Source organism: Mycobacterium sp. 852013-50091_SCH5140682 (assembly GCF_001665685.1).
Lineage (GTDB): Bacteria > Actinomycetota > Actinomycetes > Mycobacteriales > Mycobacteriaceae > Mycobacterium.
The window spans coordinates 1-13,727 of sequence record NZ_LZTB01000014.1 but is presented as its reverse complement, the minus strand read 5'-3'; the positions used below and the strand labels follow the sequence as shown (position 1 = coordinate 13,727).

At 65.7% G+C, this 13,727-nt stretch carries 13 protein-coding genes; 9 read left to right on the top strand and 4 right to left on the bottom strand.

Annotated elements, in window-relative coordinates:
• Positions 1 to 71: 71 nt before the first annotated feature.
• Entirely contained in the window at positions 72 to 587 is a 516-nt protein-coding gene (locus tag A5784_RS05705; protein ID WP_064943196.1) for a PadR family transcriptional regulator, read from the bottom strand.
• Positions 588 to 645: 58 nt separating this feature from the next.
• Between A5784_RS05705 and A5784_RS05700 the strand changes: the two genes are divergently transcribed.
• Genes A5784_RS05700 through A5784_RS05690 form a run of 3 tightly spaced genes read left to right on the top strand, consistent with a single transcriptional unit; the run spans position 646 to position 3,561 of the window.
• The gene (locus A5784_RS05700; protein WP_064943195.1) at positions 646 to 1,956 is read left to right on the top strand and encodes a carotenoid oxygenase family protein; all 1,311 of its coding nucleotides are present in this window, start codon (positions 646 to 648) and stop codon (positions 1,954 to 1,956) included.
• A 15-nt stretch (positions 1,957 to 1,971) separates the two neighbouring features.
• Positions 1,972 to 2,349, top strand: coding sequence for a hypothetical protein (locus tag A5784_RS05695; RefSeq protein ID WP_064943194.1), 378 nt, complete (start codon positions 1,972 to 1,974; stop codon positions 2,347 to 2,349).
• 9 nt (positions 2,350 to 2,358) lie between these two features.
• Positions 2,359 to 3,561: a cation:proton antiporter gene (locus tag A5784_RS05690; protein ID WP_064943193.1), complete on the top strand. Its 1,203-nt coding sequence runs from the start codon at positions 2,359 to 2,361 to the stop codon at positions 3,559 to 3,561.
• 2 nt (positions 3,562 to 3,563) lie between these two features.
• On the opposite strand, the gene modA is transcribed toward A5784_RS05690, so the two are convergent.
• Both modA and A5784_RS05680 read right to left on the bottom strand, forming a co-directional pair.
• Positions 3,564 to 4,334, bottom strand: a complete 771-nt coding sequence (modA, locus tag A5784_RS05685) for a molybdate ABC transporter substrate-binding protein (protein ID WP_064943189.1) — start codon at positions 4,332 to 4,334, stop codon at positions 3,564 to 3,566.
• Positions 4,334 to 4,738, bottom strand: a complete 405-nt coding sequence (locus A5784_RS05680; protein ID WP_064943188.1) for a TOBE domain-containing protein — start codon at positions 4,736 to 4,738, stop codon at positions 4,334 to 4,336. Before A5784_RS05680 ends, modA begins: the two co-directional genes overlap by 1 nt.
• A gap of 1,043 nt (positions 4,739 to 5,781) precedes the next feature.
• Here A5784_RS05680 and glnT point away from each other — a divergent pair.
• From glnT to A5784_RS05655, 5 genes are all read left to right on the top strand, one after another.
• Positions 5,782 to 7,101: a type III glutamate--ammonia ligase gene (gene glnT / locus A5784_RS05675; protein ID WP_064943187.1), complete on the top strand. Its 1,320-nt coding sequence runs from the start codon at positions 5,782 to 5,784 to the stop codon at positions 7,099 to 7,101.
• A gap of 15 nt (positions 7,102 to 7,116) precedes the next feature.
• Positions 7,117 to 8,013: a class II glutamine amidotransferase domain-containing protein gene (locus A5784_RS05670; RefSeq protein WP_064943186.1), complete on the top strand. Its 897-nt coding sequence runs from the start codon at positions 7,117 to 7,119 to the stop codon at positions 8,011 to 8,013.
• On the top strand, positions 8,001 to 8,684 hold the full coding sequence (locus A5784_RS05665; RefSeq protein ID WP_064943185.1) for a GltB/FmdC/FwdC-like GXGXG domain-containing protein: 684 nt from the start codon (positions 8,001 to 8,003) through the stop codon (positions 8,682 to 8,684). Before A5784_RS05670 ends, A5784_RS05665 begins: the two co-directional genes overlap by 13 nt.
• The gene (locus A5784_RS05660) at positions 8,684 to 10,021 is read left to right on the top strand and encodes an FMN-binding glutamate synthase family protein (protein WP_029373460.1); all 1,338 of its coding nucleotides are present in this window, start codon (positions 8,684 to 8,686) and stop codon (positions 10,019 to 10,021) included. Before A5784_RS05665 ends, A5784_RS05660 begins: the two co-directional genes overlap by 1 nt.
• A 276-nt stretch (positions 10,022 to 10,297) precedes the next feature.
• A complete protein-coding gene (locus A5784_RS05655) occupies positions 10,298 to 10,945 on the top strand; it encodes a helix-turn-helix domain-containing protein (protein ID WP_064943184.1) in 648 nt (215 codons plus the stop codon).
• Positions 10,946 to 10,971: 26 nt separating this feature from the next.
• On the opposite strand, the gene A5784_RS05650 is transcribed toward A5784_RS05655, so the two are convergent.
• On the bottom strand, positions 10,972 to 11,508 hold the full coding sequence (locus A5784_RS05650) for a carbohydrate kinase family protein (RefSeq protein ID WP_064943183.1): 537 nt from the start codon (positions 11,506 to 11,508) through the stop codon (positions 10,972 to 10,974).
• A gap of 572 nt (positions 11,509 to 12,080) precedes the next feature.
• Between A5784_RS05650 and A5784_RS05645 the strand changes: the two genes are divergently transcribed.
• Positions 12,081 to 13,280 carry an NAD(P)/FAD-dependent oxidoreductase gene (locus tag A5784_RS05645; RefSeq protein ID WP_064943180.1) on the top strand — a complete coding sequence of 400 codons (1,200 nt, stop codon included), beginning with the start codon at positions 12,081 to 12,083 and terminating at the stop codon, positions 13,278 to 13,280.
• The last annotated feature ends 447 nt before the right edge of the window (positions 13,281 to 13,727 follow it).

Below are 13,727 nucleotides of genomic sequence, written 5' to 3'. Positions count from 1 at the left end.
GACGGGAAGCGCCGTACGCGCTTCCGATGCAGTAACGATATATCGGAATCTATCGCGATGCAACGGTCGATTTAGTCGCGTTCATCGAGTCGGTCGACGACCCACTTCGCCCACTGGGCCTGCATGGCGTTGAAGCGCAGGCCGTACACCAACGCCGCATGCCCGTAGAGGTCGTCCTCGATGCAGGGGATCGACGCCTCGAGCGCTGTGAGCCGCTCGATCTCCGCGGTGGAATGGTCAGCCAGTGTCAGCAGGTGCTCGCGCGCCTGGTCGGGGGGCAGTTCGCCGAGAAGGAAGACCCGGAGGAGTTCGGCGCTGCGCTCGGGTGGGTCGTCGGCCGGGTTGCGGATCCAGCGCATGAGCTCGTCGCGGCCCGCCGTGGTGACCCGGTACTCCTTGCGCCCGCGCGGACCGATCGCAGACACCTCGATCAGGCCCGCCGTGGCCAGCTTGTTGAGCTCGCCGTAGAGCTGGCTCTGGGTGGCGGGCCACACGTTGGCCATCGACTTCTCGAACCGTCTGAGCAGGTCGTATCCACTGCCGGGGTGCTTCGCCAGCAGGCCGAGCGCGGCCATTCGCAAACTCATGGCGACAGCTTAGCTTCCACTATTGACATGTCAGAAGTGGAATGTCACCGTAGATGGCATGACCTCAGCCCTGCCCATCGGCGAAACCGACTTCTTCCGGCGCGGCAACTACGCGCCCGTCGCAGGCGAACTCACCGAATACGACCTGCCTGTCGAAGGTGCCATCCCGCCCGAGTTGGACGGCTGGTACCTGCGCAACGGACCCAATCCCCGTCAGGCAACCGCCCACTGGTTCACCGGCGACGGGATGATCCACGGCGTCCGCATCGAAGGCGGCGCCGCCAAGTGGTACCGCAACCGGTGGGTGCGCACCGACAGCTTCATCGAGGACTTCCCGCTCTACAACGCCGACGGCAGCCGCAACCTTCGGGCCGCCGTCGCCAATACCCATGTGGTCAACCACGCCGGCCGCACCCTCGCGCTGGTGGAGAGCTCGTTGCCCTACGAGATCACCAATGAGCTGGAAACGTTGGGCGCCTACGACTTCGGCGGCAAGCTCGTCGATTCGATGACGGCACACCCGAAGATCTGCCCCACCACGGGCGAACTACATTTCTTCGGCTACGGCAGCATTTTCGAGCCCTTCGTCACCTATCACCGGGCCGATGCCGCGGGCGAACTGATCGTGAATCAGCCCGTGGATGTCAAGGCGCACACCATGATGCACGATTTCGCGATGACCTCCGGTCACGTCGTCTTCATGGACCTCCCAGTGGTGTTCGACCTCGACGTCGCCATCAAGGGCGAGGGGGACATGCCCTACCGCTGGAGCGATGACTACGGGGCCCGCTTCGGCGTCATGCGACGTGACGACCCCACCGCGCCGATCCGCTGGTTCGACATTGACCCGTGCTACGTCTTCCATGTGGCCAATGCTTACGAATCAGGGAATGTGATTGTGCTGCAGGCGGTTCGGTATCCGGAACTGTGGCGGGACAACGGCGGGTTCGACGCCGATGGCGTGTTGTGGGAGTGGCGTATCGACCTGAGTGCCGGAACAGTCGCCGAGCGGCAACTCGACGATGCGGGCGTCGAGTTCCCGCGCATCGACGACCGGCTCGCAGGCCTCGATGCGCGCTATTCCGTGGCGGTCGGCTCGAATGGCTGGATCCGCTACGACCTGGCCACGGGCACCGGGGTGCGCCACGACCTGGGGTCCGGCGGCCCCGGCGAGGCGGTGTTCGTTCCCGGTGCGGGCGCAGCCGACGAGAGCAACGGGTGGTATCTCGGCTACGTCTACGATCCCGAGCGTGACGGCAGCGATCTCGTCATCCTCGATGCCTGTGACTTTGCTGGGAAGCCGGTGGCGAAAATTGCGCTGCCGCAGCGTGTTCCCTATGGATTTCACGGCAACTGGATCACCGGATAAGTAACGTATCGGGCCATGGCGGTGAAATGGCTCGACAAGCCCGAAGATCATGATTTCGACGCGGCCGCGGACTACCTGTCGCTGCTGGCCGAGAGCGACGCGGTCGACAAGACGGTGGCGGCGCTGAAGAAGGCGCCGCCCGTGACCCGCAAGGCCAAGGACATCCTGCGCGCAGCCGGCCTGGCGCTGCTGCCGGAGACCAACGCGCATGTCCGCGCTGACCTGTTCAAGATCAGCGGCGGCAAGAAGCTGTCGCCGATCCTGCTGGTGCGGGGCGACGGTCGCAAAGGCGCGCAGTTGCAGGTGGCCGACGGCTATCACCGGGTTTGCGCGAGCTACCTCACCGACGAGAACACCGGGATTCCGTGCCGTCTGGTGTCGTGGCAACCGTGACGCGCTGACATGGCGGGCATCGGCTTCGGCACGCTCGCACTCATCGTGGTGATCGGGCTCACCGGCCCGGCGCTGGCATCGGTGCCGCGGCTGCGGATCCCGGTGGTCATCGGTGAGCTGATCGCCGGGATCATCTTTGGCAGAACCGGATTCGGCATCATCGACCACACCGATCCTACGTTCTCGCTGCTGGCCAACATCGGCTTCGCGCTGGTGATGTTCGTCGTGGGCACTCACGTCCCGGTGCGAGATACCTCTCTGCACAGTGCGATTCCCAAGGCGTTGGCCCGGGCGGTGCTGGTGGGTGCGGTGGCCGCGATCCTCGGTGTGGTGCTCGCCCGGTCATTCGGCACCGGCCACGCGCTCCTGTACGCCGTGCTGATGGCCTCGTCGTCGGCGGCGCTGGCCTTGCCGGTGATCGACGGGCTGCGGTTGCAGGGCCCCCAGGTGCTGTCGGTCACCGCGCAGATCGCCATCGCCGATGCGGCGTCGATTGTGTTGCTGCCCTTGGTGATCGACATCCAGCGGGCCCCGCGGGCCGCGCTGGGGGCGCTGGCCATCGCCGGCTGCGCGGTGGTGTTGTTCGTGCTTCTGCGCGCTGGAGACCGGGCCGGCTACCGCAAACGTCTGCACCACTATTCAGAGGACCACCAGTTCGCCCTCGAATTGCGGATCAGCCTGATCCTGCTGTTCACCCTGGCGGCGGTGGCCATCGCCACGCACGTCTCGGTCATGCTGGCCGGGTTCGCGCTCGGCCTGGTGATCTCGGCCATCGGAGAGCCACGCCGGCTCGCCCGGCAACTGTTCGGCATCACCGACGGCTTCTTCGCCCCGCTGTTCTTCGTCTGGCTGGGCGCATCACTGCAGGTACGCGAACTCGGTCAGAATCCCGGGCTCATCGTGCTGGGCGCCAGTCTGGGTTTCGGTGCCGTGCTGGCCCACGCGGCAGGCCGGTTGACGGGCCAGCCGTTGCCGCTCGCGGTGTTCTCCGCCGCCCAACTCGGCGTGCCGGTGGCCGCCGCGACCCTGGGCACCGAGCAGCACCTGCTGAAGCCGGGCGAGGGGTCGGCGATGATGCTCGGCGCGCTCATCACCATCGCCACGACGTCGATCGCCGGAGCGCTGGCGGCCAGGTCAGCGGCCGCGAAGCAGCCACCGCCGTCCGCGCCGCCACCCAACGCGCCCCCGGCAGCGGCGCCGCCGACCTCCTGAACTCAGGGTTTGGCGAACCCCGCCTTGGCAAGCGCCTTCTGGCCGGCCTCGCCCGTGACCAGGTCGACGAAGCGTTGAGCCGCCGCGCTCTGCTTCGACTGCTTGAGCACCGCGATCGGATAGGTGTTGACGGCCTGCGCGGCTTCGGGGAACGACACCGCCGTCACCTTGTCGCCCGCACCGGCCGCATCGGTGACATAGACGACGCCCGCGTCGGCCTGGCCCGTGGTGACCTTGTTGAGCACGTCTGTCACCGAGGACTCTTCACTGACAGGAGCCAGTGTGACGCCGGTGGCCTGTTCGACCTTCTGCGTGGCTCCGCCGCACGGCACCGGTGGGGCGCACACCACGACGCTGACGCCGGGTTTGGTCAAATCACGAAATGACGTGATGCCCTTGGGATTTCCCGGTGCTACGGCGATGGTCAGCGTGTTGGTGGCGAAGTTGACAGGGTTGCCTGCGAGCAGGCCCGCCTGTCCGGCCTTGTCCATGTTGCGGGTGTCGGCCGAGGCGAACACGTCCGCGGTGGCGCCCTGGGTGAGCTGCGTGACCAGGTCCGAGGACCCCGCGAAGGAGAACTCGACCGATGAGCCCGGGTTATCGGTCTTGTACTGGTCGGCGATCTCGGTGAACGCCGACTTGAGCGATGCCGCCGCGAACACCGTGATGGCGGCGCCCGACGGGGACGGGCTCGGCTGTGACGGGGAGTTGGACTGGCAGGCGGTGGTCACTGCCAGCGCCATCACACCGCAGACGGCCAAGGCACGGAGCATCAGATTCCTTTCGGGGTTTCCACGATCACGGTGGTCGCCTTGACCACCGCGACAGCCACGCTGCCGGGCTCGAGCCCCAGCTCACGCACCGACTGACTGCTCATGAGCGACACCACCGTCAGCGGCCCGCACTGGATTTCCACCTGTGCCATCACCCCGTCGACGATGACGTCCGTGACCAGCCCGGCGAACCGGTTGCGTGCCGAGCTCCCGATACCCAACGGATCCTTCGGTGCCGCACTGGCATTGGCCCGTGCGAACGCTGCCAGGGCAGCGCCGTCGAGCACCTTGCGGCCTGACGCGTCGAGTTCGGCGATCAACGCACCGTCATCGATCCAGCGGCGCACGGTGTCGTCGCTGACCCCGAGCAACTCGGCTGCCTCTCGGATCCGGATGGTCGGCACGGCGCCAGCCTAGCGACGACTGCCAGGCAGAACAACCGCATCTGCGGGTGTAAGCCGCCTATTGAACCGCACCTGCGGGCCGGATGCGCTGCCTTGGAGGGCGCCGTGGCCCTGCGGCGCAGTTACGACGCCAGAGCCGGGCACGGGCCGGAGGGCACCGCGGAACTCTTTCCATACCGCCTCGCTCGGTTAACCAAAGTCGTCGGCAGCGGGCGGAACTCGCGCACGAAATACAGTCGCACGAAGCGCATCCGGCCGGCCCCGCGGCGCTGCGCGTGGACATCCGGCTGCGTGCCGGCTTCTCGGCCCTGTTTGAGTCGAGATGCACTGTGGTGCATGATCAATGAACCAATGCAGTGGCCCCGCGCTGTGGCGTGGGGCACACCAGCGGGTAGGTGTGTCCCACGGCACACCGCCGCTGGGCGCAGCGGTTCGGAAGTGTGTCGCCGAAGCGGCCCCCGGCCTGCCGAGCGTAACCGCGGAGCTATCGAATAGCGTTGTACAGCAAGCATATTCGTGCATCCTGAGACGCGGTATGGCATGCGTCATCCACGCGAACCGGCCCTCGCTGGGCCGTTCTCAACTCACATCTGACGCGATAAGCGGTGTAGCACACCGATGTTCACGCATATCGGACCCTGCCGAGCGACCTAGGACCGCTGCCGTCATGGGCTGCCATTTGTTTGCTGGGAGTGCCCGCTGAACCCTTTGGGCCTGGGTCCGGCGACGCGATCCGAACCGGTGGTCGAGCGGCCTGGCGGTGGCTCATCGGCCGTTGCGTCACCGGGGACCGGCCGGTCCGGCGATTGCGGCTAAACCCGAGGTCAGGCGTGTGCCGTCGGGCCTGCGGGCGACGCGCTTCGCAACGGACTCGGGCGCTTGCGTATATCAAATGGTGGCCGGCCGCGTGACCTGATCCCCCGCACTGGGAGCTCCGGTGGGCGGCCGAGAAATTCCCTTGCCCAACTCTCTTGCTCAAACGTTTCGGCGGGTGTTTACTAGCGGTATACGAAGATTCCTACCACGAGACAAGGTGCATAAATATGTCCCCTGACCTCGAACTTGCTACCCTGGCCGAACAGTCAGGAACGAAGTTCATTCTCGCAATGTTTGTTGACTTGCGGGGAAAGCCCTGTGCCAAGCTGGTGCCGGTCGAAGCCATCGACGAACTTACCAAGGAAGGCGTCGGCTTCGCCGGTTACGCCGCTGGGGCCATGGGGCAGGAGCCTAAAGACCCCGATCTGATCGCCGTCCCCGATCCGGTGTCGTTCACCCCGATCCCCTTCGTCAAGGAAGGGTTGGCGCTGGTCCACTGCGACGTATACGTCGAAGGCAAGCTGTGGCCGTACGCCCCCCGCAACATCCTCAAGGCCATGATCAAGCGCGCCGCCGAGGCCGGCTTCGAGCCGTGGATGGGCGCTGAGGTCGAGTACTACCTGCTCAACCGCGACGCCGACGGCACCCTGCACACCGCCGACCGGAACGACCTGGCCGCGAACCCCTGTTATGACGTCCGCGGGCTGACCCGTATGTACGAGCACCTCTCGGGCATCTCCAAGGCGATGAACCAGCTCGGCTGGTCCAACTACGCCAACGACCACGAAGACGGCAACGGCCAGTTCGAGCAGAACTTCCAGTACGCCGAGGCCCTGGTGACCGCCGACCGCGTCGTGACGCTGCGCTACCTGCTGGCGATGAGCGCCGAAGAGCGCGGCATGATCGCCACGTTCATGCCGAAGCCGTTCTCCGACCGCACCGGCAGCGGCCTGCACCTGCACATCTCTCTGACCAGTGGTGGGACGCCCGTGTTCCCGTCCGACACCGACGAGCGTGGCCTCGGCCTTTCGGATACCGCCTACAACTTCATCGGCGGCATCCTGGAGCACGCGAGTGCCCTGCAGGCTGTCATCGCGCCGACGGTCAACTCCTACAAGCGCACTCGTGCGGTTGCCGTGACTTCCGGCGCCTCCTGGGCCCCGAACAGCCCGACCTTCGGTGGCAACGACCGCACCCACTACATCCGCATTCCCGACAACCAGCGCATCGAGCTGCGCGGCGGTTGCGGATCGGCGAACCCGTACCTGGCGGCCGCGGCGGCAATCGGCGCAGGGCTGGACGGAATCGCCAACAAGACCGATCCGGGCGAGATGGGCGCGCAGGCGACCTCGCGGCCCGCGCTGCCGGTCACTCTGCTCCACGCCGTGGAAACGCTTGAGGCTGATCCCGTGATCATGGAAGTGCTGGATGCGGCCGGTGACGCCGGTGTCTCCAAGTACTTCACCGACCTCAAGCGCGACGAGTTCTTCACCTATCACAGCCAGGTTAGTTCCTGGGAAATCGATCAGTACCTGACGGCATTTTAAGAAGGGAGACCAACAATGTGCGGAATTGTGGGGCTGCATCTGCGCAACCCCGAACTGTATCCGAGGCTGGGCGAGTTGCTCACCGGGATGTTGTGCGAAATGTCCGACCGCGGAATGGATTCAGCGGGTGTGGCCGTCTACGGCGACCCCAACTGGACACCCGCCGGGCAGGGCGCCGTGTCGCTGCTCGAGGTTGACGCCCCGGCTGACGAGGTTGCGGCTGCCGTCAGCGAGAAGGCAGGCGTCGCCGTCAACGTGCGCATCCTCGATGCGACCTACCTGTTGACCGCGTCGATCGAGTCCGACGCGCTGCTCGCCGCCGCTCGCGAGGCCCTCCCCACCGCGCTGGTCGCCGGCTTCGGCTCAGACCTCGCCGTGCTCAAGGGCGTTGGCGCTCCGCGGACCCTCGCGGACGCATGGGGCCTGCCGAAGGCTCAGGGTTGGCAGGGTGTGGGCCATACCCGCATGGCCACCGAGTCTGCGGTCACCCCGGCCGGGTGCCACCCCTACGCGGTGGGTACCGGTCAGTGCCTGGTGCACAACGGCTCGTTCTCGAACCACGCCACCGTGCGCCGCGATCTGCGTCGCGAAGGTGTGACCTTCGACAGCGAGAACGACACCGAGGTGGGCGCCCGCTTCGTGGCTCATCAGCTGGCCCAGGGTCGTGACGTCGAAACCGCACTGAAGGAACTGTGCGCGACGTTTGACGGGTTCTACACCCTGCTGGTGTCGAACCATGACTCGTTCGCCGTTGTGCGCGACGCGATCTCGTGCAAGCCTGCCGTGATCGCCGAGACCCCCGACTGGGTCGCGATGGCGAGTGAGTACCGCGCCCTGGCACATCTGCCGGGTGTCGAGAACGCAAAGATCTGGGAACCGGAGCCCGAGGTGGTGTACGCATGGAGCCGTTGACATTCGACCTGGAGAAGACGCCGCTGCGGGAGGTCAACACCGCCCTGCATGCAGCCGATCTGTCCGGTGAATTCCTCATCAAGAACCCGGCCGGGGCGCACAACGTCGCGGTTGGTGTCAACGCACCGGTCAAGATCACGGTCGACGGACACCTGGGCTACTACGGCGCGGGGATGAACCAGCAGGCCGAGATCATCATCAACGGAAACGCCGGCACCGGCGTCGCCGAGAACATGATGAGCGGCACCGTGTGGGTCAAGGGCAACGCCTCTCAGTCCGCGGGTGCGACCGCGCACGGCGGCCTGCTCGTGATCGAGGGCAACGCCTCGGCGCGGTGCGGTATCTCGATGAAGGGCGTCGACATCGTGGTGGGCGGCAACGTCGGCCACATGAGCGCCTTCATGGCGCAGGCCGGACGCCTGGTCATCCGCGGCGACGCGGGTGAAGCACTTGGCGACTCGATCTACGAGACGCGAATCTACCTGCGCGGCAACGCCGCATCACTGGGCGCTGACTGTATCGCCAAGGAGATGCGGGCCGAGCATCACGAGGAGCTCGCCAAGTTGCTGAAGGCGGCAGGGTTCGAGGATGACGACACTGCCTCCTACACGCGGTACGGGTCTGCCCGCAACCTCTACCACTTCCACGTCGATCACGCCGGAGCATACTGATGAGCCAAACAGACGACGACCGGGCCAGGCTCGGCCTGCGTGAGTCCGCCACCTTTGACCGGACCACGATCGCCGCTATCCAACGGGCCGCTGACACGGGTATCTACGACATCCGTGGCTGGGGCGCCAAGCGCAAGTTGCCGCACTTCGACGATCTGCTGTTCCTCGGCGCATCGGTTTCTCGGTACCCGCTCGAGGGCTACCGCGAGAAGTGCGCCACCAACGTCGTGCTGGGTGACCGGTTCGCGAAATACCCGCTGAAGCTTGACATTCCGATCACCATCGCAGGCATGAGCTTCGGTGCGCTGTCCGGACGTGCCAAGGAGGCCCTGGGCCGCGGCGCCAGCGCGGTGGGCACCTCCACCACGACCGGTGACGGCGGCATGACGCCGGAGGAGCGGGGCCAGTCGAAGAACCTGGTGTACCAGTACCTCCCGTCGCGCTACGGCATGAACCCCGATGATCTGCGTAAGGCAGATGCCATCGAGGTCGTGCTCGGACAGGGCGCCAAGCCGGGTGGCGGCGGCATGCTCCTCGGTCAGAAGATCTCCGAGCGTGTTGCCGGCATGCGTACCCTCCCGCAGGGTATCGACCAGCGTTCGGCGTCGCGGCATCCCGACTGGACCGGCCCGGATGACCTGGCCATCAAGATCGCGGAAATCCGTGAGATCACCGACTGGGAAAAGCCGATCTACGTCAAGGTGGGTGCCACCCGCACCTACTACGACGTGAAGCTGGCTGTCGCTGCCGGTGCCGATGTGGTCGTCGTCGACGGCATGCAGGGCGGTACCGCGGCAACCCAGGATGTGTTCATCGAGCACGTCGGCATCCCGACGCTGGCAGCGATTCCGCTGGCAGTGCAGGCGCTGCAGGAGCTGGGCATGCACCGCAAGGTGCAGCTGATCGTCTCCGGCGGTATTCGTAACGGCGCCGACGTCGCCAAGGCACTGGCGCTGGGCGCCGATGCGGTGGCCATCGGAACCGCTGCGTTGATCGCCTTGGGCGACAACGATCCTCGGTACGCCGAGGAGTACGAGAAGCTGGGCAGTGCCGCCGGCTTCTACGACGACTTCCAGGACGGAAAGGATCCGACGGGCATCAGCACGCAGGATCCCGAGCTGGCCGCCCGCTTCGACCCGATCGAGGGTGGTCGTCGGTTGGCGAACTACCTGCGGGTGCTGACCCTGGAACTCCAGGTCATCGCACGCGCATGCGGTAAGGCTCACGTGCAGCACCTGGAGCCCGAGGACATGGTGTCCTTGACGGTCGAGGCTGCGGCGATGTCTCGCATCCCGCTCGCCGGAACCTCGTGGGTCCCGGGAACGTCGGCCTACTGAGTTGAGCAAGGGTTGGTGATTTCACCGTCCGGTTGACCCCGGGCGGTGAGATCACCGCCTTCGGCGCTTGCACCGCGCGGCGTCGAGATTCATGAATCAGGCTGCGGTGGAACACAATTGAACGGAACTGGAGTGGTGGGGCGAGTTCTGGAGGGGTATTGTGTTTTGCTGCACCATCCGTTACCTGCCCCCAACCTGTGCCGTCGGCGATGAGGGGACCAGTCGCGTGCGTACCAGTATTACCGCGAGAATAGTCGCAGAAACTACAGTGAACTGGTGACCGAAGCCCCGCTTTTGCGTAACGTCTCGGGCATCGCGAGGGATCGCGGTCCGGACGAGTCGATCGAGGAGCTCGAACTCGAGACGGCCATTGCTCGGAATGTTCGGCAGTTGCGCCAGCAACAGGGGCTGACCCTCGGCGAAATGGCTGCGAACGTAGGCATCTCGAAGGCGATGCTGTCCAAGATCGAAAATGCCCAGACCTCGTGCAGCTTGTCGACGCTGTCGCTGCTCGCAAAGGGCCTCGATGTGCCCGTGACGTCACTGTTCCGCGGCTCCGACGTGGCACGCCCCGCGGCATTCGTCGAAGCCGGTACCGGCGCACGCATCGCGCGCGACGGCACGCGCGAAGGCCATGAGTACCAGCTGCTTGGCTCGCTGCGCGGTGAACACAAGCGGCTGGAATGCCTGCACGTAGAGCTGACCGGAAAAAGCCGCACCTACCCGCTGTTTCAGCACCCGGGTACCGAATTCATCTACATGCTCGAAGGCGTGATGGATTACAGCCACAGCCGCTCGGTGTACCGGTTGCACCCCGGCGACTCGCTGTTGATCGATGGCGAAGGCACGCACGGGCCCGTGGACCTGATTCAGATGCCCATCAGGTTCCTGTCGGTGATCACTTTCCCCGACACGCACGTTTAGCGGCCCCTGGCGCGGCGCGTAGCGCCCTAATGTCCGACGGTCGAGGTGATCGCCTGTGCCGCATGCAGATTCGCGTCGTGCAGGATTCCTCGCAGGTCTTCCAGGCTGACGGACCGCAGATTCTGGTCGGTCCCGCGGTCCAACAGATCGCGGGCCGTCAGCGCCTGTAGCAAGCCGGCCACGAAGGCGTCCGCCCACTGCGCGGGATCACTGACCGCGGCCCCGCGTACGCGCACGGATCCGCCCCTGATGTAGCCCGTGGCTGCGGCGTCGCCATGGGTGACGATCAGGATCGCCGGGCCCCGGGACATCACCCAGCGGATCGCATCTGCCGGTCGGTCGCCGGGACGCAGCCAGGCCAGGTCGTCATCGCTCAGCTTGACGATGTTTCTGCGCGAGAGCATTTCGTCGATTCGGGCGATCGAGGCGTCCCGGGAAGCCGCCGCCGAACGCCCGGTGCAGGCACCGTTGTTGCGGAGCGTGGCAGGCCGGCTCGCCCTCGGGGCGTTCCTGACGAGGGCGTGCCGGTGTACTTCCGAGGTGGGTTCCGTCGTGGCGGTCATAATTCGTCCTCCTCCAGAAGTCGGGGCCTTACGTCTATCCAGAGTCGCGCCAATAGCGTCGACGCGGAACGCCAATCCGGATGGTTCGATCTACCCGTTTGTGTAGGGCGTCGACGCGTGATGCCGTCGGAAACCTCAGCCACACACGCGAATCCGAGTCAGTAGGGCTGATGGGGGAGGAGGAAGGCGGATCTGAACTTGCGGGCCGGTGGGGGAGCGTGACAGCGGAATCTGGGCGGCCCACAAGAAAGCGAGATTGAGAGAAGATTTCCCTCCATTAGATACTGTTTATTTCCGCGAAACAGTAGTAGCGTTAACTCCAATCCACTCACGGTGGATTTTGTTAACTCACAGTACTACCGCTGCGCGAAGGGAAGCGACATGGCGTTGATCACCGTGTCCTTCTGGAAAGTGTCGTCCGCCAACTCACCCCGTCAGTTGGCGGAGGGCAACGCGCGATCGTGTGCTCGATCGTGTTCGCCCGCCGACTATAACCCCTCACAACCCGTTGAGTCCGCAACGCAGCCCTGACCGCACCCAACCCAACACACCCCTGGCAGAAAGTCATCATCATGTCTGAAACTCCCACCACGGCCGACGTCGTAATCGTGGGCGGCGGTTTGGAAGGCTGTTCAGCAGCCTGGTCGCTGGCCCAGCGCGGCATCACCGATGTCACCATCCTGGAGCGCGACACCGTCGGCTCGGGCGGCACGGGGAAGTCCTCCGGCGTCGTGCGCTGCCACTACGGCGTCAGCTCGCTGGCCGCCATGGCGACCCGCAGCCTCGAACTCTTCGAGAACGCCGAGGAGATCCTCGGTGAGGATGTGGGCTTCCACCAGACCGGCTACGTGGTTGGCGTGGGTGAGCAGAACGTCCAGGCCATCAAGGACTCCATGGCCGCGCAGCGCGCCGTCGGCGTGCGCACCGAGGACATCGACAAGTCCGAGGTCGCCAAGCTGTGGCCGGTTGCCGACCTGGAGCCGTTCGCCGCGTTCGCATGGGAAGAGCGTGGTGGATACGGTGACGCCTACCAGACCGCGCAGGGCTTCGCCGCTGCCGCTCGCCGCAAGGGCGTCCGCCTGCGCCAGAGCACCACGGTCAGCGAGATCATCGTCGAGAACGGCAAGGCTACGGGCGTGCGCCTGACCGACGGCAGCGTCGTCTCCGCCAACACGGTCGTCCTGGCCGCCGGCCCCTGGTCGGTCGCGCTGCTGGCTCAGCACGGCATCGAACTGCCCATCACCGTGCACCGCGAGCAGATCGTGCTCCTCGATCCGGGCCAGGACCTCGGCAAGGTTCCCGTGTTCTCCGACCTGGTGTCGCTGCAGTACGTGCGTCCGGAAGGCTCCGACGGCCAGATCCTGTTCGGTAACTCCGCGCTCGACGTTCTCGAGCCGGCTGACCCCGACAACTACCTCAACCGCGCCGACGACGACTTCATCGACCTCACGGTCGACAAGATCGGCACCCGCTTCCCCGGCCTGGAGAACCCGTCGATCGCATCGACCTACGCCGGTTGCTACGACGTGACCCCGGACTTCAACCCCGCGATCTCGAAGACCGACGTCGACGGCCTGATCGTCGCTGCGGGCTTCTCCGGTCACGGATTCAAGATTGCCCCCGCGGTCGGCAAGCTCATCGCCGACCTGGTCGTGGACGGCACGAGCTCCGACGCCGATATCCCGGCCGAGGACTTCCGCCTGTCCCGGTTCGCCGAAGGCAAGCTGCTGAAGAGCCCGTTCCCGTACATCGGCGCAGGGCAGATGCGCTGATTCCGATCGTCGCCCCAGCACAGTCCAGGACGGGCAGTGCTGGGGCGGGGACGGCGCTCAAGCCAGTCTGGACTTGGGCATCCTGAGCGTTCGCCGAATCGGCCTTGCCGCACGAATAACAGTGCAGCAAGGCCGATTTGGTCCGTGTGTATTGGGTAGGTCGATCCGCGGCGCCGACGAGTTCCGGCCCGCGGCAGCACAATTCGTTCTCATGAGAGGACGTCGTGGCCACCGATTTTCGGTCGCCATACAAAAGCCGACAGCGGAACCCCCAGCTGAGATGGTGTCGTGCAGGACAGTTCATCCGCTGGGAGTTCCGCTGTCTTTGGGCCCCCCACCTGGCGTGTCACATTGCCAGCGGCCCGGTCTCTAGGCCTGGATTTCGGTGCGGTCACCGCTCCAGAGGGTGTGGAAGCGTGCGGTGGGTTCGGCGTCGGTGCGTCCGTA